We start from the raw sequence: 23,238 nt of genomic DNA, 5'->3' as shown, positions 1-23,238 counted from the left end.
ACTTCCACTCGCATAGCATGCCCCGACGGACCTGTTGAACGGCGTGCAGGACTGGCGTTGAGAAGCAGGCGTTTTTTCAAACGGCAGAGACAACGAAGGAGACATGTACATGTCGACGAGTGTGGCGCTGTATTTCGCGCTGGCCTGCGGCCTGGCCGCGGTTCTTTATGGTTTCATTCAACGCAGCTGGATCCTGAGTCAGGACGCCGGCAATGCCCGGATGCAGGAGATCGCCGCGGCGATCCAGCAAGGCGCGGCGGCCTATCTGGGCCGGCAGTACCGCACCATCGCCATCGTGGGCGTCGTGCTGGCCATCGCCATCGCGGTGGTACCGGGGCTGGGCCTGCAGACGGCGGTCGGCTTCGTCATCGGGGCCGCGCTGTCGGGCATCTGCGGCTTCATCGGCATGAACATCTCGGTGCGGGCCAATGTGCGCACCGCGCAGGCCGCCACCAAGGGCATGGGCCCGGCGCTGAACGTGGCCTTCAAGGGCGGTGCCATCACCGGCATGCTGGTCGTGGGCCTGGGCCTGATCGGCGTGGGCGGCTTCTACTACGCCATCACCGGCGGTACGGGCGCCACCAGCGAGGCCCTCAAGCCCATGCTGGGCCTGGCCTTCGGCTCCTCGCTGATTTCCATCTTCGCCCGCCTGGGCGGCGGCATCTTCACCAAGGGCGCTGACGTCGGTGCCGACCTGGTGGGCAAGGTCGAGGCCGGCATCCCCGAGGATGACCCGCGCAACCCGGCCGTGATCGCCGACAACGTGGGCGACAACGTCGGCGACTGCGCCGGCATGGCGGCCGACCTCTTCGAGACCTATGCCGTGACCCTGATCGCCGCCATGGCGCTGGGCGCGCTGATGGTGGGCGGTTCCGCAACCCATGCCGGCGTCGTTTACCCGCTGGCGCTGGGCGGCGTGTCCATCATCGCCTCCATCATCGGCTGCGGCTTCGTCAAGGCCAGCGAGGGCATGAAGAACGTGATGCCCGCGCTGTACAAGGGCCTGATCGTGGCCGGCGTGCTGAGCCTGATCGCCTTCTACTTCGTCACCACGGCCATGTTCCCCGGCGAGATCGAGCTGGCCGGCGGTCTCAAGGCCAACGCCATGTCCCTGTTCGGCGCCTGCGCCGTGGGCCTGGTGCTGACCGCCGCCATGGTCTGGATCACCGAGTACTACACCGGCACGCAGTACGCCCCGGTGCAGCACGTCGCGCAGGCCTCGACCACCGGCCACGGTACCAACATCATCGCCGGCCTGGGCGTCTCGATGAAGTCCACGGGCTGGCCCGTGATCTTCGTGTGCGCCGCCATCTACACCGCCTTCCATCTGGCAGGTCTGTACGGCATCGCCGTGGCGGCCACGTCCATGCTGTCCATGGCCGGCATCATCGTGGCCCTGGACGCCTACGGCCCCATCACCGACAACGCCGGCGGCATTGCCGAGATGAGCGACCTGCCCGACAGCGTGCGGGACATCACCGACCCGCTGGACGCCGTGGGCAACACCACCAAGGCCGTGACCAAGGGTTATGCCATCGGCTCGGCCGGCCTGGCCGCCCTGGTGCTGTTCGCCGACTACACCCACGCGCTCGAAGCCCGGGGCATGCACCTGAGCTTCGACCTGTCCGACCACAAGGTCATCGTGGGCCTGTTCATCGGCGGCCTGATCCCCTACCTCTTCGGTGCGATGGCCATGGAGGCCGTCGGCCGTGCCGCGGGCTCGGTGGTCGTCGAGGTGCGCCGGCAGTTCAAGGAGATCCCCGGCATCATGGAAGGCACGGCCAAGCCCGATTACAGCGCGGCCGTGGACATGCTGACCTCCGCCGCCATCAAGGAAATGATCGTTCCTTCACTGCTGCCGGTGATCGCCCCCATCGTGGTCGGCATGACCCTGGGCCCGGCCGCCCTGGGCGGTGTGCTGATGGGCACCATCGTGACCGGCCTCTTCGTGGGCATCTCCATGTGCACCGGCGGCGGCGCCTGGGACAACGCCAAGAAGCTGATCGAGGAAGGCTTCACCGATGACAAGGGCGTGGTGCACCGCAAGGGCTCCGAGGCGCACAAGGCCGCCGTCACCGGCGACACCGTGGGCGACCCCTACAAGGACACCGCCGGCCCGGCCGTGAACCCCTTGATCAAGATCATCAACATCGTGGCCCTGCTGATCGTGCCCCTGCTGCCCATGACGCCGGGCACGGCCAAGCCTGTGGAGGCCAGCCCTGCCCCCGTCAGCGCCCCGGCGCAGGCCGCCTCCGAAGCCGCGGGCATGGCCTCGGCTCCGCTGATGGCCTCCCCAGCCCCGGCGGCAGAGGGCGCCTCCGCGCCCAAGCCCTGAACGGCGGCGGACCCGGACCGCCTTCCTGCCCAGGATTACCCGAATCCAGGCAAAAGAGCTCGCATCTGCGGGCTCTTTTCATTGGGGGGCACCCGGCGGCAGGCCACAATAGTGCCCAGTATGTTTGCGAGTCGTGACACCTTTCCTGGATCTGCCATGCGCCGCCCTGTGCTCACTCGCCACGAGTTCGAACGCCGCCGCCAGCAACTGGCGGACCTGCAGCGCTACGTCGCCGAGCAGGAGCAGAGCTTCCACCTCCTGCACGCCTCGCTGCAGGCCTTCGTGGACCGCTACATCGCCCTGCTGGGCCCGCTCTACCTGGAACTGGACGCACTGGAATCCCAGCTGCACGCCGCCAGCCTCTACCTGGCCGAGGCCCTTCGCCGCAACGGCCTGGAGGCGCCCCTGCCCACGCCGCCGCGGGCGACCGCCCTGCCCCAGGTGCCGCGACTGCCGGAGTCGGCCCCGCTGCCGCGTCAGCCCGAGGGCGGGGGCGTGGTCGAGATCGAGCCACCGTCACTCAAGCAGCTCTACCGCCGTGCCGCCATGCGCCTGCACCCGGACTTGGCGCCCAACGAGGCCCAGCGCCGCCAGCGGGAGCAGGCCATGATGGACGCCAACAAGGCCTATGCCGAGGGCAACCGCTTCCTGCTGGAGAAGCTGCTGCTGGAGGCCGGAGAGGACCCGCTCAAGGTCACCGGCAGCAATGGCGACGCCGTGCTGGAGTGGCTGCGCCGCAGCGAGCTGGCCGTGCAGGGCCGGCTGCGCGTGGTGCAGGCCCACCTGATCTCCCTGCAGGCCCATCCCATGCACCAGTTGATGCAGGCCATCGAAGGCGCCGAGGGCCGCGGCCTGGCGCCCTTCGAGATCATGCAGAGCCGCCTGCGCACCCAGATCAGCCAGCGCCGCCAGGAGCTCTACATCGGCCAGCGCCTGCAGCCCGAGTCCGATCTGGCGGTGGCCTTTCTCACGCAGCGCGTCGAGCGTCTGGGCGCCTCGGCCTGCTGATCCGGCGCCGCAGCGCGGCTTCGGTCGCTGCACGAGTGGGGCGGGAACGCTTCAGAAGGGCACGGACGGCGCGATCGCCGCTGCATCGAGCTCCTCCCCCCCCCACACTGCGCCGCCAGCCCGGCCTTGCGGGCCCGGCTGTGCGCCTCACGGCCTCCCTGCTCAGTGCGAGGTGCCTTCCTCGCGGCTGATCTTGTTCCAGACGTTGTACTTGCCCACCGGCTTGCTCATGGGCAGGCGCTTCAGTTCCTTGAAGGTCCGGGCGTCGTACACGATCAGCGCGCCGTCCAGCTCCCACAGGCTGGCCAGCACGTAGCGCCCGTCCTTGGTGAACTCGACGTGGGCCAGGGTCTTCCCCGGCTCGCACACCTGGGCGACGACCTCCAGGCGCTGCTTGTCGATGATGCTCAGCGTGTCCCTGGCCGTGGGGCTCATCATGGAGTCCGCCCAGGCGTAGGGGCTCTGAGCATGGCTGCGCATGAAGAAGCCCGGGCCGGGGGTGGCAATCTCCTTGACCAGCTGCCAGCTCTTGAGGTCGACCACGCTGATGCGGCCGTCCTTGAGATTGGGGCTGGCCAGCAGGCGCCGGCCTTCGCGGGTGAAGCTGATGCCCGATCCCAGGTGCGGCAGCCCCGGGATGGGCAGCTCGGCGATCTTCCTGCGCACATCCAGGTTGACCACCTGCCCCAGGCTGCCGGCGCCCTCGCGCGGCCGCGCCGAGCCCAGCACGTGGGCGTAGCTGTCGTCGAAGAAGAAGTCGTCCAGCGGCTCGTCCAGCAGGGTGCGGCGGATGTTCTGGTAGCCCGGTGTGGGCAGGGACTCGCCCATCTTGTAGTCGTGCACATAGCCCTCGTGGATGGGCTCGGCCTGGGGGTCGTAGCTGATCTCCCAGAGCTCGGGCAGGTCCTTGAGGGCCACGACGAAGCTCTTGCGCGGCGTGGCGTCATACACCGCCGACACGCGCGAGCTCTGCGCGCCGTCGCGGCTCTGGGCGGGGTAGCTGCGCACCAGCTGCAGGTCCGCGTCGAAGAGCACAGCGGTGCGCGGCAGGTAGTTGGCCGCCATCACCCAGCGCCCATCGGCGCTCACGGCCACATTGCGCATGTTCAGGCCGGCCCGCACCTCGGCCACCAGCTTCAGGTTCCAGAGGTCGTACTTGCTGATCCAGCCGTCCCGCGAGCCGAAGAACACATAGCGGCCGTCCGGCGTGAACTTCGGGCCGCCATGCAGGGCGTAGCGGCTGGCAAAGCGGTGCAGAACCTCGAAGCGCTCGCCATCCACCAGGCTCACATGGTGGTCGCCGCCCTCCACCACCACGAAAAGGTTCATGGGGTCCGCCTTCCACTGGGGCCTGGCCGGCCAGCGGACGCTGTCGAGCTCGAAGCTGCGGGAGGCACGGATGTCGGCGTCGCTCCAGCGCGGCACGGGCAGCTGGGGCGCGTAGACAAAGGCCTGCAGCGCCTGGATCTCGGCCTCGCTGAGCTGGGCGCCGAAGGCTGGCATCTGCGTGGCCGCGCGACCGTTGCGGATCACCGCCAGGGCCTCGGGCCTGCGCAGGCGCTCCAGGCTTTCGGGCAGCAGGGCCGGGCCCATGCCGCCGGTGCGCTCGGTGCCGTGGCAGCTGGCGCAGTGCTGCTGGTACAGGGTCGCGCCGGACAGCGGCCTGGCGACCTCGTCTGCCGCACGGGCGTAGTCCAGTCCCGCCATGACGAGGCCGGCCGCCAGCAGCAGCTTGCAGAAGGACTTGAGGGACTCGTTCATGCCGACAGCACCTCGATGACGCGGCGCTTGCCGCTGAAGGGGGTGAGCTCCACGCGCGCCAGGCGGCTCGCAGCCTCGGGCGAGAGGCCGATCTCGCCATCGTCGAGATAGCAGCCCGGGTCCTCGGCCCAGTAGTCGCCGGTCAGCTGATGGGCGCGCACCCGCGTGTTGCCGCCGCACAGGGCGAAATGCTGGCATTCGGCGCAGCGGCCCTTGACCGGGCGCGGATGGCGCTTGAGCCCGTCCATCAGCGGATCGCTGCGGTCGCTCCAGATGGCCGAGAAGGGTCGCTGGCGCACATTGCCCAGGTCGTGATGGCCCCACATGGTGTCGGGGTGGACCTCGCCCTGGCTGTCGATGTTGGCCACGCCCACGCCCGAGGCATTGCCGCCCCAGGCCACCAGCCGTGCGCGCAGCGGGGCCTGCCACTGCGGCCAGCGCCGCCCCACCCAGGCGAGCAGGTAGGCGGCGTCGGCGTCATTGTTGCCGGTGACGTAGTCGCGGCGGCTGCCGGCCTCGGCATCGGCCCAGGCGGTCTCGAAGAGCAGTTCCAGGGCCTGGCGCGTGGCCTCGAAGTGGGCGTCTCGGCCGCGGTGGATGTTGCCGCGGCCAGCGTAGTTGAGGTGAGAGAAGTAGAACTTGTCCACGCCCTCGTCCTTCATCAGCTGCAGCAGGAAGGGGAAGTCCTGGCCGTTGAGGTCGGTGAAGGTGTAGCGCAGGCCGGTCTTCACGCCGCGTTCGTGCAGCAGGCGGATGCCGGCCATGGACTGATCGTAGGCCCCCTCCTTGCGGCGGAAGCGGTCATGCGTGGCGCGGCTGCCGTCGATGCTGACGCCCACGTAGTCGAAGTCCTGGGCCGCGATGCGGTCCGCCATCGCGGCGTCGATCAGCGTGCCGTTGCTGGAGAGCGCCGTGTAGAAACCCTGCTGCTGCGCGCGGCTGGCGATCTCGAAGAGCTGCGGATGCAGCAGCGGCTCGCCGCCGGAGAGGATCAGCACCGGCACGCCATAGGCGCGCAGATCGTCCATCACGGTACAGATTTCCTCATGGCTGAGCTCACCGGGATAGTGATGGTCGGCCGAGAGCGCATAGCAGTGCTTGCAGGTGAGGTTGCAGCGCCGGGTCAGGTTCCAGATGACCACGGGCCGCGGCTCACGGCCCGAAGCGCTGCGGCGGGCGCTGGGATAGACGCCCTCGCGCTCGGCTTGGGCGATCTCGCGCAGGTAGTGGCTGATGCGAAGCATGGTCAGTCTCCCATGGCTGCCGGCGGTGCCGACAGGCGCAGCCCGGTCTTCTTCAGGATGGCGCTGCTGTAGAGGATGTCGCTGGCACGGCAGGCGTCACCCAGCAGGCTGCGGATCTCCTGGACTTGCGCCTCCACCTCCTCGCGGCTGCGGCCGTGCAGCATGGCGAAGAGGTTGTAGGGCCAGGCCGGCAGGTGGCGCGGGCGGCGATAGCAGTGGCTGACGCAGGCAAGGCCGCCGATGCGCTCGCCGATCTCGTCAACCAGCGCATCGTCCACATCCCACACTGTCATGCCGTTGGCCAGGTAGCCCAGGCGGTAATGATTGGGCACGGCGCCGATGCGGCGGATCAGGCCGCGGTCCTGCATGTCCTGCATCAGGTGCAGGACCTCGGTCTCGGTAATGCCCAGCAGCGCACCCAGCGCCTCGTAGGGCTTGGCCACCAGGGGCAGGCCCTGCTGGGTGGCGGCGATGAGATGGCGCTCCAGCGCGCTGAGCTGTGCGGGCGCCTGCCATGAAGCGTTCATGCGCGGGTCTCCGTCGTGGCGCGGGCCGGCAGGTGCAGGCCCACGAAATACTCACGCTCCTTGGGAAAGGCCCAGACCGTCAGCCCCGTCTCGGCCTCGATGGCCTGGACCACGCGTGCGATGCCGGCCTCCTGCTCGGTGGCCAGCACGAACCACATGTTCAGCAGGTGCTCGCGGCGGTAGTTGTGGGCCACCTCCGGGTGCGCATTGACCAGGGCGGTCACGGCCTCGTAGCGTTCCTGCGGCACCTGCAGCGCCGCCAGCACGAAGCGGCCACCGGCTCGCTCGATCTGGAACAGCGGGCCGAAGCGGGTCAGCGTGCCCTCGCCCAACAGGCGGTGCAGGCGGTCCAGCAGCTCGGCCTCGCTGCAGCCCAGCTCCTCAGCCACGGCGGCGAAGGGCCGCGGCACCAGGGGCAACGCGCCCTGCAGGCGGTTGATCAGCGCCGCGTCGAGGGCATCAAGGCGCGCCAGGCTGCGGCGCGCGACGGAAGGCTCATGCATGGGCACACTCCTGTAGCAACGCACTTGCGGCCGCAGCCGGCAGTGCATCGACGAAATAGCCCGAGCCGCACTGCTTGAAGCGGCGGCGGCTGAACAGCTGGGCCTGGGGAAAGGCACGAAGGCCCGCGGCCTCGCGGGCGGCGGCCAGCGCCGCGCACACGCCCTCGCGCTCGCGGCCATGGATCATGCAGAAGAGGTTGTAGGGCCAGCCCGGCGCCCGCTCGCGGCGGTAGCACAGGGTGACGCCGGACTGCTGTGCGAGCACGCGCGCATGGGCATCGACTGCCTCGTCGGGCACGTCGAAGACGCACATCGCGTTGCTGGCAATGCCCAGCTCATGGTGCCGCACGATGACGCCGAAGCGCCGCAGCACGCCCTCGTCCAGCCAGGCCTGCAGCGTGGCCAGGACCTGGGCCTCGGTCCACCCAAGGGCCTGGGCCCAGGCGGCATAGGGCCGCGGCTGCAGAGGCAGCCCCCGCTCCAGCAAGGCTGCGAGCGGCCGTTGCGCCTGTGTGATGGCCCGCACACGCGCCGGCTGGGCCGCGCCGGCCGGCACGGGCACGGGGCCGCGTGCGCGCAGGTCGAAGCCCAGGTTGATGCGATAGGGCCGCACCATGGGCAGGCGCAGGGCTTGCAGGCCGCAGGCCAGCTCCAGCTCATGCAGGCGCTGCTCGATCCACTCGCGCGAGGGGCCGGTGATCACGAACCACAGCGAGTACGCATGTTCGCGCTCGTAGTTGTGATTGACGCCCGGCACCGCATTGACCACGGCGGCCACCGCCTCCAGGCGTTCAGGCGGCACCGCCAGCGCGCACAGCAACCCTGCCCCACCCGACCCCGGCGCGAAGACGCCGCCCAGGCGCGAGACCGAACCCTGGCTCAACGCCTGAGCCAGCTGCTCGATCACCACCGCCTCGCTGCAGCCATAGCGCCTGCCCATGGCCTCGAAGGGCTGGGGGACCAGGGGCAGCTGCTGCTGCCAGTCGTTCAGCAGGGCTTCGCGCAGCGGCGAGGGGCTGGCGGTCGGCTCGCTCACAGGCCCACCTTGCCGGCCCGGCTGGTGAAGAAGATGCCGCTGGGAGAGGCCGACTCCAGCGTCGCCATCGTGGCGAAGCTGGTGGTGTCGATGACCGACACGCGGTTGGCGTCGCGCGAGGAGATCCACACGGCCTCGCCGCGCGGCGTGAACTCCATGTGCAGCACGGCCTTGCCGGGACTCAGCGTCTGCACGATCTGCCGGGTCTGGGTGTCTATCACCTGCACACGGTCGTAATCGGGCACGGCGAAGTTGACCCAGACCTGGCGCCCGTCCGGCCGCGCCATCACGAAGACCGGCTGGCCCTGCACGGGAATGCGGCCGACCTCGCGCCAGGTCTCGGTGTCCACCACCAGCACCTCATGGCGGCCAATGGCGGGCAGGTAGGCGTGGCGGCCGGCCACGGCCCAGCCGCGCAGGTGCGGCATCTTGAACACGGGCAGCGGCTCCTGGCCGCGGCCATAGCCACCCAGGATGCGCTCCACGCGGGGCTCGGCGGCCCACAGGTCGATCTTGGCCAGGCCGTCCTCGCCGAAGAGGCCGGCGATGTAGTGGCGGCCGTCCGGCGTCACCAGCGCGTCGTAGGGCTGGCGGCCGATGTGGCGGAACTTCTGCAGCTTTGGCGCACGCGGGTCGGCGAGGTCGGCAATCCAGATCTCGTCGGCGTCGAAGAGCGCGTAGATGAAGCGCTGCCCCGGCAGGTCCGCCAGGCCCACCACGCGCGAGAACTTGCCCGGCGCGTACTCGGCGGGGATGTCGGCCAGGAGCTGCAGGGTCTGGGCATCGAAGACCTTGATGCCACCGGGCTGGTAGTTCTGCGCCACCACGAGGCGGCCATCCTGCGAGATCGCCCCGCCGATGGAATTGCCGGCCTGCTGCACGCGGGCCACGATGCGGCGCTCGCCCAGGTTCACCTTGCTCAGGGCACCGTCGCGGCCAAAGACGTAGGCATGCAGGCCGTCACGGGCATAGACGATGGAGGCATGGGACAGATCGCCCAGACCCTCGATGCGGCCCAGCACGCTGCGGCTGCTGGTGTTGACCACCTGCAGGCGGCCGTCGGCACGCTCCACCACCAGGCCCAGGTCGCCCGTGCCCAGCCAGCGCGTCACCGGAGTCGACGTCTGTGGCACGGTGGCGCAGGCACCCAGCAGGCTCAGCAGCAGGGCGGACACGGCCGGCCACAGCCCCTTCAGCCAGGGGCGCTTCTTGTTCATGGTTGTCTCCTCGGCACCGCCTGCGCAGGCGTCTCGCGGCCTGGCGGCGGGCTCAGCAGCTGCAGCGCCAGCCAGTCGGCCTCCTCGCTGCTCAGCATGCTTTTCCAGGGCGGCATGGGCGTGCCCGGCCGGCCGTGGAAGATGGTGGCGCTGAGGCTCTGCCAGGGCTTGCCCTGCAGCGCATCGGCCGTGAGGGCCGGCCCCAGGCCACCGGTGAGCCGCATGCCGTGACAGGACCCGCAGTCCTGCCGCAGCATGCGCAGCAGCTCGGTCTGGCGCTCAGGCATGGGCTCGGCCCGGCCGAGGAGCGGCCAGGCCAGGACCAGCAGGAGCAGACCGACCGCGCCGCGCATGGCCGCTCAGCTCTTCAGGATCTGCTCGACGGCAGCCTTGAGGTCGCCATCGCTGATCTTGTCCGGGCCGACGGGCGCCATCGGAATGGGGCCGAAGGTGCCGGCGCCGCCCTTGCGGACCTTCTCCATCAGCTTGGCCGTGACGTCCTGCCCCTTGTACTTGGCCGCAATGTCCTTGAAGGACGGGCCCACGACCTTCTTGTCCTTGCTGTGGCAGGCCATGCAGCCGGCCTTGTTCATGGCCTCGTCCACATTGGCATGCGCCGTCACGGCCGCGAGGCCCAGGCTCAGGGTGATCAACAACGCTTTCATGTGTGCTCCTTGGCTTTTTGTCCTGAAGACCGCCCCAGCCCTCGCTCGACGGCTGGGGTCAGGTCTTGCCTGCTTCACTCAGTACACGTCGTGCTGGGTGTTGTAGACGTTGAAGTGGCCGGTCGGCGTGATCAGGCGCGGGTCCTTGATGACGGCCTTGAGCTTCAGCGTCTTGTCGTCGACGACCACCAGCGCGGACTGTTTGTCCTTGGCGGACCAGACGGCGAACCACACCTCGTCACCGGCCTTGTTGAACTCGGGCTGCACGACGCGCTGGGCGCCACCGTCCTTGATGTCGGCCCACTCGGCGATGGGCAGCACGGTGTAGCCCTTGTCCAGGTTCTTGATGTCGAACACGGCGACCGACTGCGACAGCTTGGGATCCGGGTTGAGCGGCGTATCCACGTACAGGTGCTGGCTCTTGGGGTGGCTCTTCAGGAACAGCGAACCGCCGCCCTGCCCCTTGAGCACGGCCACTTGCTTGAAGGCGTACTGCTTGTGACCCTTGGGATCGGTGGCGATCAGGGAGATGGCCTCGGAGCCCAGGTGGCCCGTGGACCAGACCGGACCGAACTTCGGGTGCACGAAGTTGGCGCCGCGGCCCGGGTGAGGGATCTTGTCCACGTCGACCAGCGCGGCCAGCTTGCCTTCCTTGGCGTCCACCGCGGCAATCTTGTTGCTCTGGTTGGCGGCCACCATGAAGTAGCGCTTGCTGGAGTCCCAGCCGCCGTCATGCAGGAAGCGGGCAGTGCCGATCTCGGTGGTCTTGAGGGCGTTCAGGTCGGAGTAGTCGACCATCAGCGTCTTGCCGGTCTCCTTGACGTTCACCACGAACTCGGGCTTGAAGTGCGAGGCCACGATGGAGGCCACGCGCGGCTCGGGGTGGTACTCCTGCTTGTCCACCGTCATGCCGCGGGTGGCGACGATCTTCAGCGGCTCCAGCGTGTCGCCCTTCATGATCACGTACTGCGGCGGCCAGTAGCTGCCGGCGATGGCGAGCTTGTCCTCGTAGCCCTTGTACTTGGAGGTGTCCACCGAACGGGCTTCCAGGCCCACGCGGATCTCGGCCACGTTGTCGGGCTTCTCCATCCACAGGTCGATCATGTTGACCTTGGCGTCACGACCGATCACGTAGAGATAGCGGCCGGACGCCGAGGTGCGGGAGATGTGCACCGCGTAGCCGGTCTTGACGATGTTGATGATCTTCTTGGTATCGCCGTCGATCAGCGCGACCTCGCCGCTGTCACGCAGCGTGGTCGAGAAGATGTTGTCGATGTTGTAGCTGTTCATCTTCTTCGTCGGGCGCTTCGACGGGTCGATGAGGACCTTCCAGGTGCCCTTCATCTGCTCCATGCCGAACTCCGGCGGCATGGGCGGGTCCTGCTGGATGTAGCGGGCCATCAGATCGACTTCCTTGTCGTTCATCTCGCCCGAGGTCAGCCAGTTGGGCATGCCGGCGGCCGAGCCGTAGGCGATGAAGATCTTCAGGTAGTCGGTGCCCTTGGCCAGCGTGATGTCCGGCGTCAGCGGCTTGCCGGTGGCGCCCTTGCGCAGCACGCCGTGGCAGCCGGCGCAGCGTTCGAAGTAGATCTTGCGACCCTGCTCGAACTCCGCCTGCGTCATCGCCGGCGCCTTGGGATTGCTGCTCTGGTACATGGGCTCACTGGCCAGGGGCGAGGCGCCTGCCTGGTAGTTCACCTCCGCGGGGGTCACGCTCTTCTTGGCATCCTGTGCCTGAGCATGCAGGCTGGCCAGCAGGGCCAGGGCGGCCACGCTGATCACGGCGAACCGGGGACTTTGCGGTGTCTTCATCACTCCACTCCGACAGGGACGGGGCCCAACAAACACTTGGGCGGCGCCCCAGAGGCAGCACATCGTCCAGACTTTGCTGGGCTCGACAGGGGCTGCGTGTGCCTGGTTCGAGCGAAGCCATCGTCCCGCCGGCCGCCCCTGGCGTCCTTGAACTGGTTCAAGGACGCCACAAGAGCCCCTTTTCACAATGGGCTCATCCAAGGAGAGCCTCATGAGCCGACTCGACGAGCCGCTGTACTTCTCGACCCACACCAGCGCCCGCGCGGAACAGCCCGCGCCGGTCACGCTGGTCGGCGCAGGCCCTGGTGACCCCGATCTGCTGACGGTCAAGGCTGCTCGCGCCCTTGGCCAGGCCACGCTGGTGCTCTACGACCACCTGGTGTCCAAGGACGTGCTGAAGCTGATCCGCGATGACGCGGACTTGATCTATGTCGGCAAGGAAGCCGGCCACCACACGCTGACCCAGGAAGGCATCATCGAGCTGATGATCCGCCTGGCCCGCAGTGGCCGCGCGGTGCTGCGGCTCAAAGGCGGCGATCCCTACATCTTCGGCCGTGGCGGCGAGGAGGCACAGGCCCTGGCTGCCGCCGGCATTCCCTTCGAGACGATTCCCGGCATCAGCGCTGCGCAGGCCGCGGGCGCGCTGGCGGGCATCCCGCTGACCCATCGCGACCACGCCTGCTCCCTGGTCTTCGCCACCGGGCATCTGCGCGAGGCCGTGGACGGCGAGCCGCGGTCCGTGGACCTGGACTGGGACATGCTGGCCCGGCCGCGCCAGACCGTGGTGATCTACATGGGCCTGGGCAGCCTGGCCATCATCAGCGAGCAGCTGATCGGCCACGGCCTGTCGCCGGACACGCCGGCCGCGCTGGTGGAGAAGGCCAGCACCCCGCAGCAGCGCTGCCTGCGTGGCAGCCTGCAGACCCTGCCCATGCTGGCCCGGCTGCATGGGGTGAAGCCACCGGCCCTGCTGATCATCGGCGAGGTGGCCGCGCTGCATGAGCAGCTGGCACCCGCGATGAAGGCCACTCACTGCAAGGGGTAGGAAGCCAGGCCGCGGGTGTTGAGGATGCGGATGTCGCGGCGATCGATCTGGATCAAGCCTTCCGCCTCCAGTTCGTGCAGCACCCGCGAGAAGTACTCCGGCGTCAGCGAGAGCCGCGAAGCGATGGTGGCCTTGCTCACGGGGAGCGACACGGTGAGCGTTTCTCCATCCCCATAGTCGTCGTCGTCCTGCTCGCTGAGCAGGAAGCCGATCACGCGCTGGATGCCACTGTGCAGGCAGTAGGACTCCACATCGCGGATCAGGCCGTGCAGGCGGCGCGAGACACCGGCCAGCATGCGCAGCGCAAAGCGCGGGTCGCGGGCAATCTCCTCCATCACCGCCGCCTTGCTGATGGACAGCAGCAGGCATTCCGACAGCGTCTGCGCATTCACGATGTGCGGACGGTCGGTGAACATGAGGGCCTCACCGAAGCTGTTGCCTGGGCCCACGAGCTCAATCACCTTCTCGGCTCCGCTGGGCGACAACGCATACAGCTTGACCTGCCCCGTCACCACCACATGGAAGGCATCGCAGGACTGGCCCACGCGGAACACAGTCTCCCCGCGACCCATGCGATGCAGCTGGCAGCCCTGCTGGGCCAGGGCCTGCAGCTCCTGGGGCTGCATGTCGCCGAACAGCGGCAGGACGGACAGGTAGCGGGGGAGATCGAAGGTGGCTGGCATGGGGGGCTCCCGGAATGGCTGGCGACCTTTGCAGGTCTGACGGACGCGATTCTGTGGAGCGCACTCCCCGCCGATTTGAGGCGGATCAAGTACGACCGGCGGCTAGTTCTTCCGAACGATGGGGCTGTTGTGGTGCCCTAGTTCCTCGGACGTACCGCGTTTGAGGCGGCACCCTGCTGGCCACCTCGCCGAGATCGCTGAGCACTCAGGCAGACAGCACTCAGGCCGCCAGCCGCGCATACAGCCGAGGCAGGCTGCTGACGAGCTCCTGCGGCCGCCGCAGGTGCACGAAGCCCTGCTGGCCGAAGAGATAGGGCAGGTAGTCGGCCGGGCCCTCGTCGATGCTGATGCACATCGGGCTCAGCCCCGCCTCGCGCGCAGCCAGCACGGCCTGACGCGTGTCCTCCAGGCCCCAGCGGCCCTCGTAATGATCCAGATCATTGGGCTTGCCGTCGGTCAGCAGCAGCAGCAGGCGCTGGCGCTCGGGTCGCTCGGCCAGGCGCTCGGTGGCATGGCGCAGGGCCGCGCCCATGCGGGTGTAGAAGCCCGGCTTGATGGCGCCCACGCGGTGGCGGGGCACCGCCCCCCAGCGTTCCTCAAAGCCCTTGAGCTGCTGGATGCGCACCTGCTGGCGCTTGACCGAGGAGAAGCCCAGCATCTCGAAGGGATCGCCCAGGCCGGCCAGAGCCTCGCCGAAAACGTAGAGCGCATCGCGGATCACGTCGATCACCCGCGTCTCGCCCTGCACGCAGGCATCGGTGGAAAGGCTCAGATCGGCCATCAGCAGGCAAGCCAGGCTGCGGTCCTGCCGCTGCGCCTGCTGGAAGACGGGTGGTGACTCCGCCGCGCGCCGGTCGCCCTGCAAACGCGTCTCGCTGGCGTAGCGCACCCAGGCGTCCAGGTCCAGCTCGTCCCCCTGGGGCAGGCCCTTCTGCCATCGGGGTGCCGCGCGCAGCACTTCCAGGCGGCGCCGCATGCGCTGGCCCAGCAGACGCAGGGCTGGTGGCGGCAGCCAGGGCTCAGGCCGGGCGGCGACGAAGCGCTGCAGGCCGCAGTAGTCCTCGCGCAGCTGCCGCGCCTTCCAGTCCCACTCGGGCAGGCGCTCGGGCAGACCGACGGGGGCGTCGTCCGCAGCGGCGCTGGGCAGGTCCAGGTCGAAGCGCACCCGCGAGGCCAGGGTCTCGCCGCCCTCGGCCACGTCGAGCTGCCGCATATCGTTGGCGACGGCCGCGGCGTCGCTGTCCGGGTCGTCATCGCCCGCGCGGTTGACCTTGACGAACTCAGACCAGGACAGCACAGACTCGGCCCGGAACATCAGGATCAGGCCCTGCCTGCTGCTGCTGTCCTCATTGCGCCGGGCGCTGCGGCGCTGGCGGTCCTGGGCGGCCTTGCTGCCGCTGGTGGGCGGCGGTGCATCCTTGCGAACCGGCATGGCCGCCGTCGCCGGGGCCGGCTGCAGCCACAGCCACACGGCGGCCAGGGCCTCGGGCTCCAGCGATTGCGCGGCCGCAGGCAGCGCGTCCAGGCGGCCGCGGGCCTGCAGGGCCTGGCGCAGCAGGCGCTCGGCAGCTGCGTCGGCGCCCATGGTGTCCGGGTCGGGCCGCTGGCGCAGGTGGGCATCCAGCAGGCGCTCATGAAGCTCGGCCAGGCCCGGGAAGCGCTCCAGCGCCAGGGCCGTGGCGCGCACATTGGCGGCCAGCCAGCCGCCCTGCCCGGCCTCGTCGACACCGCCAGCCTCCCAGCAGGACGACAGCGCCGCCAGCCAAAGGTAGAGGCCGCGGTTCAGGGCGGGATCGGCGAACACGTCCAGGCGGGCCGGCAGCGCCAGCACCTCGGGCCCCAGCTGGGCCTGGGCAGCACGCTGCTCACTGCCGGCCAGGCGCTGCAGCCAACCGCGCGGTCCGCCATGGCGCAGGGCCTGGGCTTCTGCCAGGCGCAGGGCATGCGAGCCGCCGCCGGCGCGGAACAGCAGGCCCAGTGCGCGCTGCACCTGTGCCAGCTCCGCGGCGGCCTCGGGATGGCCCTGCTCGGCGGCACGCGTCACCCAGCGGTGCCAGGTCTTGCCTACCCACTCTTCCATCAGGCGGCCTCCCGGTCGGGGCGTGTGCCGTTGGTGGCGGAGTTGGTGGCGGAGTTGGTGCCGGAGCTGGTGCCGGCGTTGGTGGCGGAGCTGGCGGTCTCGCGCCCGGGCGGCATGTCACCGGGTGCTGCCTGCTGCAGGGCCTCCAACCTCTTTTGGCGCAAAGTCTCGCGCACGGCCTCCAGGCCGACCTGCCATTTCAGGAGCGGTGCCTTCTCACGCCGGCCCTGCGAGCTTTCGCAGGCATCCAGGCACTGGCCGCACTGCACGCAGGAGAACATCATGCGCTTGATGTTGCGCGGGTTCAGGCGCATGGGGCAGGCGGCGTCGCAGGCTGAGCCGGACAGGCCGGGGGCGATGTCGCAGGACTTGCAGTCCCGGGCCTGCTCCCGCTTGAAGGCCACCACCATGCCGCGCGGATTGGCCATCCACATGAGACTCTGGAACAGGCCCACGGCACAGCCGAAGCGGCAGAAAAGATGGCGGGCAAAGGCGAACTCGGCGCTGAACACCAGGGTGCCGATGCCGATGAAGCGCACCTGGTTGGGCGTCAGCGTGCCGTTCCACAGGCCGCTCCACAGCTCCCGGGGCGGCAGCAGGTAGCTGGCCAGGGTGATGGCCCACACAAAGCCCATCAGCACGCAGGCCAGGCCGAACACCGGCCACCAGCGGCCGTCCGGGCTACGCCCGGCTCGCTTCACGGGCAGGCGGTCCCACAGCGAGAGCTTGCCGATGGCGCGGTGCAGCAGCCCGTTGAGCAGCTCCACGATGGAGAAATGCGGACACAGCCAGCCGCAGTAGAGCCGGCCGTAGCGCCAGGCCACGAAGAGGAAGCTGCCGACCACGCCTACGATGGGCAGCAAGGCCTTCAGCAGCAGGTTCAGCGCGGCGTCAGCGCCGCTGGCCCGGCCATGCTGGACGGCGTCCAGCCCCAGATGCCAGGGCTGGCCGAAGAGCCACAGCTGCGTCTCGTGAAGGTCAAAGCGCAGCAGGTCCAGCAGCGGCGCCGAGACGAACAGCAGGAAGAAGCCCAGCTGCAGGCCGCGGCGCAGGCGCTGGGAAGGCGCCGAGCGGCCGCTGCCCCTGGCGGGCTTCAGCATGGCAGAGGGAGGCTGCTCCATGTCAACCCAGTCACACCAGGACGGCCTCCACGACCTCGGCCAGTGCGGCTGCGGTGTCGGCCTCGTCGGTCAGCGCATCCACGATGGCCGTCTGCACCGCCAGGCGCAGCGGCAGGCCGGCCACGGCCAGGCGGGCTGCGGCGACCAGCAGCCGGGTGCTGACGGTCTCTTCCAGGTCATGCTCGCCCAGTCGGCGCAGCGCCGAGGCCAGGCGCACCAGCTGCTGGGACAGCCGCTCGTCACAGGCTGATTCGGTCTGCACGATGCGCTGCTCCACCTCGGGCGCCGGATAGCCCATCTGCAGCGCCACGAAACGCTGGCGCGTGCTGGGCTTCAGGCTTTTGAGCAGGTTCTGGTAGCCGGGGTTGTAGGAGATGACCAGCATGAAGCCGGGCGCCGCGGCGATCTGCTCGCCGGTGCGCTCGATGGGCAGCATGCGGCGGTCATCCGCCAGCGGGTGCAGCACCACCGTGGTGTCGCGGCGCGCCTCCACCACCTCGTCGAGGTAGCAGACGGCGCCCTGGCGCACGGCCCGCGTCAGCGGCCCGTCGCTCCAGACGGTGGCACCGTCCTGGATCAGGAAGCGGCCCACCAGGTCGGCCGCCGTGAGGTCGTCATGGCAGCTGACCGTGATGAGGGGGCGGCCCAGGCGGGCCGCCATGTGCTCGACGAAGCGCGTCTTGCCGCAGCCCGTGGGCCCCTTGATGAGCAGGGGCAGGCGCTGAGCATGCGCATGCGCGAAGACCCGGCATTCCTCTCCCTGCTCCGCATAGAAAGGCAGTTCACCCTGCCCCAGCTGGGCGGCGCTTGCCTGGAGTCTGTCCACCGGGTCCTCCTCGTTCACAGGTCCATCACAGGTCGGTCACAGATCGCGCACGCGCTGCGAGGGCTGGGCACGCAGCAAGCCACCGCCGCGGGCGTCGGCGTCGGCCTGCGTCAGCGGCTCACCGCCGATGAAGAAGCTCGACAGATAGGCCAGCAAGCCCAGCAGGAAGCCCACGCCGCCGGCCAGTCGCACCCAGTAGAAGAAGCGCAGCTGGTCCTGGGTGGCCATGAAGCTCATCGCGCCTTCGGTGGGCATGCGTTGCAGCCAGACCTGCAGGATGCCGGCGCCGGTCAAGGCCAGCACCATCACGCCCATGGAGACGGTCATGATCCAGAAGCTCCACATCTCCATGTTCTGCGCACGTTGGCTGTTGGCGATGCGACCGCGCAGGATGGGCATGGCGTAGCTGATCAGCGTGATCACCACCAGCACGTAGGCACCGTAGAAGGCCAGGTGGCCGTGGGCCGCGGTGACCTGGGTGCCGTGGGTGTAGTAGTTGACCGGCGACAGCGTGTGGATGAATCCCCAGAGGCCCGCCCCCAGGAAGCCCATCACCGAGGTGCCCACGGCCCACAGCACGGCTGCCTGGTTCGGATGCTCGCGGCGGCGGCGCTGCACCATGTTGAAGGCGAAGACCGTCATCATGAAGAAGGGGATGGGTTCCAGCGCCGAGAAGATGCTGCCGATCCAGGTCCAGTAGCCGGGCAGGCCGATGAAGTAGAAGTGGTGGCCGGTGCCCAGGATGCCCGTCATCAGCGCGAAGGCGATGATCACGTACAGCCACTTGTCGATCACCTCGCGGTCCACGCCGGTGGTCTTGATCAGCACATAGGCCAGCAGCGAGCCCAGGATCAGCTCCCAGACGCCTTCCACCCAGAGGTGAACCACGAACCACCAGTACATCTTGTCCCGCACCAGGTTGTGCGGATTGACGAAGCTGAACAGGAACATCAGCGCCAGGCCCCACAGGCCCATCAGCAGGACCAGGGAGATGGCCGTCTTGCGGCCCTTCAGCACGGTCATGCTGATGTTGTAGAGGAAGCCCAGGGCCACGACCACGATGCCCAGCTTGGTGGGCAGCGGCTGCTCCAGGAACTCGCGCCCCATGGTCTGCAGCAGGTCATTGCCCGTCAGCTCGGCCAGCTTGGCGTAAGGCACGGCCAGGTAGCCCACGATGGTGAGCGCCCCGGCGACGAGGAAGATCCAGAACAGGGCCAGCGCCAGCTTGGGGCTGTGCAGCTCGGTCTCGGACTCCTCCGGCACCATGTAGTAGGCCGCCCCCATGAAGCCGAACAGCAGCCACACGATCAGCAGATTGGTGTGGACCATCCGTGCCTGGTTGAAGGGAATGTAGGGGAAGAGAAAATCCCCGACGAGGTACTGCAGGCCCAGACCCAGCCCGAAGAGGATCTGGCCAGTGAAGAGGGCCAGGGCGGCGATGAAGTAGTACTTCGCCACTGCCTGGGATTTGTACTTGAGTGCGGTCATGATGGGTGCGCCTCCTCAGCCTTCGATGTTGGGGGGCCACTGCTCGGTGTTGATCTCGCCGGTCCACTTGAGGAACTCGACCAGATCATTGAGCTGCTGCTCGTCCAGGTTGAATTGCGGCATCTGGCGGCGCCCTTCCGCGTGCGTGGGCTGGGCCTTCATCCAGGCCTTGATGAACTCGCCGCCACGGCGCTTGTAGACATTGCCCAGCTCAGGCGCGAAATAGGCACCCTCGCCCAGGAGGGTGTGGCAACCGATGCAGTTGCGCGTCTCCCAGATCTTCTTGCCTGCGACCACCGCGGGCGTGATGGCCTGCGCGTTGGAGCGCTGCGGGATGCGCTGCTCCGTGTGGAACACGATGGCCGCGAACAGCAGGGCAAAAAATACAGAACCGCCCCAGAACATGTTTCGTGCCATCTGCTTGGTGAAACCGCTGCCCTGACTCATGGGGCCTCCTTGCGTGGATCAAACAGATGGGCGCAAGACTAGGGGGCGGGAGGGCAAGAATCCTTGAACCGGTTCAAGAAGCCGGCAATTCCGAAAGATATAAGAAAGATATAGCTATTGACAAAGAAAAAACCGCCCGAAGGCGGTTCATGCGGGGTGGCAGACCTCAGACGTCCTGCATCTGCAACTCTTCTTCGCGGGGGTACCAGGCATCGACCCAGGCGCTGATGCGCACCTGCGCGACGGCCGGATAGGCCTTGAGCCAGGCCGCAGCAGCGGCGCGCTGCGCTTCGCTCACCGAGCCTCGGCCCAGCGTGCCGACGAAGCCATCGGTCTCGGCCAGGGGCAGCCAGCCGCCCAGGCCGCCGATCTGCAAGCCTTGAGCAGCCAGGGCGGGATAGACGGCGCCGCAGAAGGCATCCAGGGCCGCATCGTCCAGGGCAGACTTGAACTTCAGCTCCACCCAGAAGCCCAGCTCCTGGAACTCGCCGACGCGCAGCTTCTTGCGCTGGCGGCGGTTCAGGCGGGACAGGCGGCGCTTGGACAGCGAAGGAACGGTGTGTTGAGTCATGCCCGGCATTGTACGGACCCAGGGGCCTGCGCCGTTCTGCCCCACCGCGGCCACCTTCGCCTCTTCAGTCCTTGAGCAAGGCCATCGGATCCACCAGACGCACATCGTGCATCTGCTGGAGATAGGCCTCGTAGTAGCCTTTGTGCGAAGCCCCCACGACGGTAAGCATGCGCGAGCCCGGATGCAGGCCCAGCACCTCGCGCACATGGGCCACCATGCGCAGATTGCGGGTCTCCCAGTAGCCAAGGTAGTTGCGCCCGTAGCCTTGCGGCGAGGGCTCCGCCAGGGCGGCACCAAAGTCCGAACGGTAGGCCAGGGCCGGCGCATCCGGCGCGTTGCAGGCCCGGTAGAGCTTCAGCAGCCCACCAGGCTCCTTCAAACCGGCTCGCAGGGCCTTGTCCTGAGCCGCCCTCTGTCGACTGGCCTCGTTGTCCCAGGCCTTGCGGATCGCAGCCTCCTGGGCCTTCGGGTCCGCGGGGTCGGGCTGGTCTGCCGTGTGGTCATCCACGCTGTAGACGCGCTGCAGGCCCAGTCCGACGGCCAGCGGAGCGGCGATCCAGCTGTCCTCGCTGATCCGCGTGCGCAGGCGCTCCAGGCGAGCGACCAGGGCTTCGTCAAGCCCCTCGCCCGCCCGGCGCTCGGCCAAGGGCAGATACAGCCACTGCACGAGCGCTGACACCGGTTCACCCGCTGCCAGCAGCACGGCCGCCAAGTGCCGGCGCTGGGCCGCCGCGGGCTGCCCAGGCCAGTTGCCAAGCAGGCGCTCGGCCTCCAGATTGGCCTGGATCACGTCCAAGCCGGTGGACGCGGCCGCAGCCGCCACCTCCGGGCAGTAGGACTTCACGGTGTCGGCATAGCGTGCCGGTTGCCGGCGCAACGCATCACACTGGAGGCCCGAGAGACGCTCGACGGCGATGAGCTGGGGCTGCCAACGCTGCAGCCGCTGCAGAAGGGGCTGCAGCGCGTCCTGGCTCAGCACACCCTCCATCTCACCCAGATGAGGCGTTCCCAGCACCAGCACCTCGTTGGCGGCGCCCGCGGGCGGCCCCTTGAGCAGGCTGGGCTGGAAAGCCGGCTGGTACGGCTTACCGCTCTGCTGCGCGTGGGCGAACTGCGCGCCACCAAGCCACAGCAGGGTGGCAAGCAGGGAAAGGATTCGAATTCTCTTGGGCGTCACGACCGCTCCCTCGCAATGACATCTCGACGGCCTCGGCAGCCCTGCGACAGTCCGGCAGTGGCCACTGAGGAAGGCTCAGCAGCCTGGCCTGCACCGTGGCCATGTGCCCGCCGCACCAGGTCGGCGAGGCATCAGGACATCAGAAGCCAGGGCTGAGCGGATCAGCCCGGCGCACGCGGGTCGCTGCTGTGTCGTCATGGTGGCTGAGCCGGCCCGATCCAACACAGGCGCTTGAGATGAACTGCAGCAGGCGGTGACTCAGCGGTCGCCCATGGCGCATGAGCGTCGCGAGCCGCAAGGCGGAAATCATGGGAGCGGTATCACCCGGTGGACCTCAGCGGACGGACGCCTCCAAGCAGGGTCAGGTCTTGCCTGATCTCCGGGCTGGGGGCCTCGCAAGCGCAAGGCGGGGCGTGGATGAACCGCAGCGGCCCCGGGTCATCAGGCTGCAATGCGCAGGCCCGCAGCCCTCACACAGGCACTGAGTGCACTGAGGCGGCGCGAGGAGTACCCAGCGCAAGATGCCGCGTCCATGGATGCCAAGATTTGGGGGCCGCGCTAGGTACCGCGCTCTAGGTACCGCGCATTTGTAGGTACCGCGCATTAGGTGCCGCGCATTAGGTGCCAGACGCAAATAGAGGTGCAGACAGCAAAAAGCCCGGTACCTTTCAGTACCGGGCTCGTGCTTATCTTTGGTCGGGGTGGCGGGATTCGAACTCGCGACCCCTTGCACCCCATGCAAGTGCGCTACCAGGCTGCGCTACACCCCGACGAAGAAACAAGATTATAGAACGATTTTTTAGAGCTGTGCAAGTAGTGTTGAGCGAATTGCCAATAATTCTTCGCGCACCTGTTCCAGGCTCAGTTTTTCCACGCTGACGCTCAGGCGAGCGGACTCGTGCTTGTCAGCAGCCATGGCCATGGCCTGCACGTGCGAAGCCTCGATGGCATGCAGCTCCTGCGCAAGCGCTTCGGCGGCCACGGCCTCGTCATGGAAGCTGGCAGCCGTCTCGGGACGCGCCAAGCCATCGGCCAGTTGGTTGCGGGCCCCGCTGATGGTGAAGCCCTGGTCATAAAGCAGATCGCGGATGCGGCGGATCAGCAGCACCTCGTGGTGCTGGTAATAGCGCCGGTTGCCGCGCCGCTTCATGGGCTTGAGCTGCGTGAACTCCTGCTCCCAGTAGCGCAGCACATAGGGCTTCACGCCGCACAGCTCGCTGACCTCACCGATGGTGAAGTAGCGTTTGGCGGGAATGGCGGGAAGCGCTTTGTCCATTGAAATCAAGGGCTTCAGGTGGGGAGGTCAGACTCTACTCGAAGTCCTCGTCGCCGGGAACATCCCCCTGCACCACCCCCTTGAGTTTGTGGCTCGCATGGAAGGTCACGACATTACGTGCCTTGATGGGGATGGACTCGCCCGTGCGGGGGTTGCGCCCGGGGCGCGGCGCCTTGCGACGGATGTTGAAGTTGCCGAAGCCCGAGAGCTTCACCTCACGCCCTTGCACCAGGCTGTCGTGGATGATGTCGAAGAAGGCTTCGACCATGTCCTTGGACTCGCGCTTGTTGAGGCCCAGTTTGTCGAACAACAGTTCGGCCAGCTCGGCCTTGGTCAGCGTGGGCGTCTCCAGGCTGGGCAGCAGCAGCGGGCCGCCGGCTGGTTTCATCTCGTCCGTGCTCATGCGAAAGCTCCTC

Annotated in this window: 22 protein-coding genes and 1 tRNA gene; 3 read left to right on the top strand and 20 right to left on the bottom strand. The window is 68.2% G+C overall.

From position 1 onward, the window contains the following. The first annotated feature begins 109 nt into the window (after positions 1-109). The gene (locus ACS5PK_RS05765) at positions 110-2,335 is read left to right on the top strand and encodes a sodium-translocating pyrophosphatase (RefSeq protein WP_439439303.1); all 2,226 of its coding nucleotides are present in this window, start codon (positions 110-112) and stop codon (positions 2,333-2,335) included. 156 nt (positions 2,336-2,491) lie between these two features. Continuing rightward, a complete protein-coding gene (locus ACS5PK_RS05760; protein WP_439439302.1) occupies positions 2,492-3,343 on the top strand; it encodes a J domain-containing protein in 852 nt (283 codons plus the stop codon). A gap of 162 nt (positions 3,344-3,505) precedes the next feature. Here ACS5PK_RS05760 and ACS5PK_RS05755 read toward each other — a convergent pair whose 3' ends face one another. The 9 genes from ACS5PK_RS05755 to ACS5PK_RS05715 all read right to left on the bottom strand — a co-directional run bounded on the left by ACS5PK_RS05755 (position 3,506) and on the right by ACS5PK_RS05715 (position 12,108). After that, positions 3,506-5,104, bottom strand: a complete 1,599-nt coding sequence (locus ACS5PK_RS05755; protein ID WP_439439301.1) for a cytochrome D1 domain-containing protein — start codon at positions 5,102-5,104, stop codon at positions 3,506-3,508. After that, complete coding sequence (gene nirJ, locus ACS5PK_RS05750) at positions 5,101-6,348, bottom strand: heme d1 biosynthesis radical SAM protein NirJ (RefSeq protein WP_439439300.1); 1,248 nt, start codon at positions 6,346-6,348, stop codon at positions 5,101-5,103. Before nirJ ends, ACS5PK_RS05755 begins: the two co-directional genes overlap by 4 nt. 2 nt (positions 6,349-6,350) lie before the next feature. Continuing rightward, positions 6,351-6,875, bottom strand: coding sequence for a siroheme decarboxylase subunit beta (gene ahbB / locus ACS5PK_RS05745; protein WP_439439299.1), 525 nt, complete (start codon positions 6,873-6,875; stop codon positions 6,351-6,353). Beyond that, on the bottom strand, positions 6,872-7,378 hold the full coding sequence (locus tag ACS5PK_RS05740; protein WP_439439298.1) for an Lrp/AsnC family transcriptional regulator: 507 nt from the start codon (positions 7,376-7,378) through the stop codon (positions 6,872-6,874). The genes ahbB (ACS5PK_RS05745) and ACS5PK_RS05740 overlap by 4 nt, the downstream gene beginning before the upstream one ends. Next, complete coding sequence (gene ahbB, locus ACS5PK_RS05735; RefSeq protein ID WP_439439297.1) at positions 7,371-8,414, bottom strand: siroheme decarboxylase subunit beta; 1,044 nt, start codon at positions 8,412-8,414, stop codon at positions 7,371-7,373. The genes ACS5PK_RS05740 and ahbB (ACS5PK_RS05735) overlap by 8 nt, the downstream gene beginning before the upstream one ends. Next, positions 8,411-9,631: a cytochrome D1 domain-containing protein gene (locus ACS5PK_RS05730; protein WP_439439296.1), complete on the bottom strand. Its 1,221-nt coding sequence runs from the start codon at positions 9,629-9,631 to the stop codon at positions 8,411-8,413. The genes ahbB (ACS5PK_RS05735) and ACS5PK_RS05730 overlap by 4 nt, the downstream gene beginning before the upstream one ends. After that, on the bottom strand, positions 9,628-9,984 hold the full coding sequence (locus tag ACS5PK_RS05725) for a c-type cytochrome (RefSeq protein WP_439439295.1): 357 nt from the start codon (positions 9,982-9,984) through the stop codon (positions 9,628-9,630). The genes ACS5PK_RS05730 and ACS5PK_RS05725 overlap by 4 nt, the downstream gene beginning before the upstream one ends. Before the next feature lie 6 nt (positions 9,985-9,990). Continuing rightward, on the bottom strand, positions 9,991-10,296 hold the full coding sequence (locus ACS5PK_RS05720) for a c-type cytochrome (protein WP_183104767.1): 306 nt from the start codon (positions 10,294-10,296) through the stop codon (positions 9,991-9,993). Between the two features lie 78 nt (positions 10,297-10,374). Beyond that, the gene (locus tag ACS5PK_RS05715; RefSeq protein WP_439439294.1) at positions 10,375-12,108 is read right to left on the bottom strand and encodes a cytochrome D1 domain-containing protein; all 1,734 of its coding nucleotides are present in this window, start codon (positions 12,106-12,108) and stop codon (positions 10,375-10,377) included. Positions 12,109-12,319: 211 nt separating this feature from the next. Here ACS5PK_RS05715 and cobA point away from each other — a divergent pair, with 211 nt between their 5' ends. Beyond that, on the top strand, positions 12,320-13,153 hold the full coding sequence (gene cobA / locus ACS5PK_RS05710) for a uroporphyrinogen-III C-methyltransferase (protein ID WP_439439293.1): 834 nt from the start codon (positions 12,320-12,322) through the stop codon (positions 13,151-13,153). Here the strand turns inward: cobA and ACS5PK_RS05705 are convergent. From ACS5PK_RS05705 to ACS5PK_RS05655, 11 genes are all read right to left on the bottom strand, one after another. After that, entirely contained in the window at positions 13,138-13,836 is a 699-nt protein-coding gene (locus tag ACS5PK_RS05705; protein WP_439439292.1) for a Crp/Fnr family transcriptional regulator, read from the bottom strand. The genes cobA and ACS5PK_RS05705 overlap by 16 nt on opposite strands. 220 nt (positions 13,837-14,056) lie before the next feature. After that, positions 14,057-15,916: a nitric oxide reductase activation protein NorD gene (locus tag ACS5PK_RS05700; RefSeq protein ID WP_439439291.1), complete on the bottom strand. Its 1,860-nt coding sequence runs from the start codon at positions 15,914-15,916 to the stop codon at positions 14,057-14,059. After that, positions 15,916-17,016, bottom strand: a complete 1,101-nt coding sequence (locus ACS5PK_RS05695) for a 4Fe-4S binding protein (RefSeq protein ID WP_439439290.1) — start codon at positions 17,014-17,016, stop codon at positions 15,916-15,918. Before ACS5PK_RS05695 ends, ACS5PK_RS05700 begins: the two co-directional genes overlap by 1 nt. Before the next feature lie 31 nt (positions 17,017-17,047). Next, on the bottom strand, positions 17,048-17,863 hold the full coding sequence (locus ACS5PK_RS05690) for a CbbQ/NirQ/NorQ/GpvN family protein (protein ID WP_439439289.1): 816 nt from the start codon (positions 17,861-17,863) through the stop codon (positions 17,048-17,050). A gap of 36 nt (positions 17,864-17,899) precedes the next feature. Further along, positions 17,900-19,351, bottom strand: a complete 1,452-nt coding sequence (locus ACS5PK_RS05685) for a cbb3-type cytochrome c oxidase subunit I (RefSeq protein WP_439439288.1) — start codon at positions 19,349-19,351, stop codon at positions 17,900-17,902. A 15-nt stretch (positions 19,352-19,366) separates the two neighbouring features. Continuing rightward, positions 19,367-19,798: a c-type cytochrome gene (locus tag ACS5PK_RS05680; RefSeq protein ID WP_183104760.1), complete on the bottom strand. Its 432-nt coding sequence runs from the start codon at positions 19,796-19,798 to the stop codon at positions 19,367-19,369. A gap of 166 nt (positions 19,799-19,964) precedes the next feature. After that, positions 19,965-20,369, bottom strand: a complete 405-nt coding sequence (locus ACS5PK_RS05675; RefSeq protein ID WP_439439287.1) for a 50S ribosome-binding protein YggL — start codon at positions 20,367-20,369, stop codon at positions 19,965-19,967. Between the two features lie 64 nt (positions 20,370-20,433). Next, on the bottom strand, positions 20,434-21,546 hold the full coding sequence (locus ACS5PK_RS05670) for a DUF5694 domain-containing protein (RefSeq protein WP_439439286.1): 1,113 nt from the start codon (positions 21,544-21,546) through the stop codon (positions 20,434-20,436). A gap of 693 nt (positions 21,547-22,239) precedes the next feature. After that, a tRNA-Pro gene (locus tag ACS5PK_RS05665) sits at positions 22,240-22,316 on the bottom strand. A 29-nt stretch (positions 22,317-22,345) separates the two neighbouring features. Next, the gene (locus tag ACS5PK_RS05660; protein WP_439439285.1) at positions 22,346-22,822 is read right to left on the bottom strand and encodes a MerR family transcriptional regulator; all 477 of its coding nucleotides are present in this window, start codon (positions 22,820-22,822) and stop codon (positions 22,346-22,348) included. A 34-nt stretch (positions 22,823-22,856) separates the two neighbouring features. Then, the gene (locus ACS5PK_RS05655) at positions 22,857-23,225 is read right to left on the bottom strand and encodes an integration host factor subunit alpha (RefSeq protein ID WP_439439284.1); all 369 of its coding nucleotides are present in this window, start codon (positions 23,223-23,225) and stop codon (positions 22,857-22,859) included. Positions 23,226-23,238: the final 13 nt, after the last annotated feature.

It is taken from the genome of Roseateles sp. DB2 (assembly GCF_051857535.1).
GTDB lineage: Bacteria > Pseudomonadota > Gammaproteobacteria > Burkholderiales > Burkholderiaceae_C > Roseateles_B.
The sequence above is the reverse complement of the archived record's forward strand: the minus strand, read 5'-3'. Positions and strand labels throughout refer to the sequence as shown.

Excerpts from the sequence above, each read along its gene's own strand:
- ACS5PK_RS05765 (WP_439439303.1), top strand. The coding sequence starts at position 110 with ATGTCGACGAGTGTGGCGCTGTATTTCGCGCTGGCCTGCGGCCTGGCC.
- ACS5PK_RS05760 (WP_439439302.1), top strand. The coding sequence starts at position 2,492 with ATGCGCCGCCCTGTGCTCACTCGCCACGAGTTCGAACGCCGCCGCCAG.
- ACS5PK_RS05755 (WP_439439301.1), bottom strand. The coding sequence starts at position 5,104 with ATGAACGAGTCCCTCAAGTCCTTCTGCAAGCTGCTGCTGGCGGCCGGC.
- nirJ (WP_439439300.1), bottom strand. The coding sequence starts at position 6,348 with ATGCTTCGCATCAGCCACTACCTGCGCGAGATCGCCCAAGCCGAGCGC.
- ahbB (WP_439439299.1), bottom strand. The coding sequence starts at position 6,875 with ATGAACGCTTCATGGCAGGCGCCCGCACAGCTCAGCGCGCTGGAGCGC.
- ACS5PK_RS05740 (WP_439439298.1), bottom strand. The coding sequence starts at position 7,378 with ATGCATGAGCCTTCCGTCGCGCGCCGCAGCCTGGCGCGCCTTGATGCC.
- ACS5PK_RS05730 (WP_439439296.1), bottom strand. The coding sequence starts at position 9,631 with ATGAACAAGAAGCGCCCCTGGCTGAAGGGGCTGTGGCCGGCCGTGTCC.
- ACS5PK_RS05725 (WP_439439295.1), bottom strand. The coding sequence starts at position 9,984 with ATGCGCGGCGCGGTCGGTCTGCTCCTGCTGGTCCTGGCCTGGCCGCTC.
- ACS5PK_RS05720 (WP_183104767.1), bottom strand. The coding sequence starts at position 10,296 with ATGAAAGCGTTGTTGATCACCCTGAGCCTGGGCCTCGCGGCCGTGACG.
- ACS5PK_RS05715 (WP_439439294.1), bottom strand. The coding sequence starts at position 12,108 with ATGAAGACACCGCAAAGTCCCCGGTTCGCCGTGATCAGCGTGGCCGCC.
- cobA (WP_439439293.1), top strand. The coding sequence starts at position 12,320 with ATGAGCCGACTCGACGAGCCGCTGTACTTCTCGACCCACACCAGCGCC.
- ACS5PK_RS05705 (WP_439439292.1), bottom strand. The coding sequence starts at position 13,836 with ATGCCAGCCACCTTCGATCTCCCCCGCTACCTGTCCGTCCTGCCGCTG.
- ACS5PK_RS05700 (WP_439439291.1), bottom strand. The coding sequence starts at position 15,916 with ATGGAAGAGTGGGTAGGCAAGACCTGGCACCGCTGGGTGACGCGTGCC.
- ACS5PK_RS05695 (WP_439439290.1), bottom strand. The coding sequence starts at position 17,016 with ATGCTGAAGCCCGCCAGGGGCAGCGGCCGCTCGGCGCCTTCCCAGCGC.
- ACS5PK_RS05685 (WP_439439288.1), bottom strand. The coding sequence starts at position 19,351 with ATGACCGCACTCAAGTACAAATCCCAGGCAGTGGCGAAGTACTACTTC.
- ACS5PK_RS05680 (WP_183104760.1), bottom strand. The coding sequence starts at position 19,798 with ATGAGTCAGGGCAGCGGTTTCACCAAGCAGATGGCACGAAACATGTTC.
- ACS5PK_RS05675 (WP_439439287.1), bottom strand. The coding sequence starts at position 20,369 with ATGACTCAACACACCGTTCCTTCGCTGTCCAAGCGCCGCCTGTCCCGC.
- ACS5PK_RS05660 (WP_439439285.1), bottom strand. The coding sequence starts at position 22,822 with ATGGACAAAGCGCTTCCCGCCATTCCCGCCAAACGCTACTTCACCATC.
- ACS5PK_RS05655 (WP_439439284.1), bottom strand. The coding sequence starts at position 23,225 with ATGAGCACGGACGAGATGAAACCAGCCGGCGGCCCGCTGCTGCTGCCC.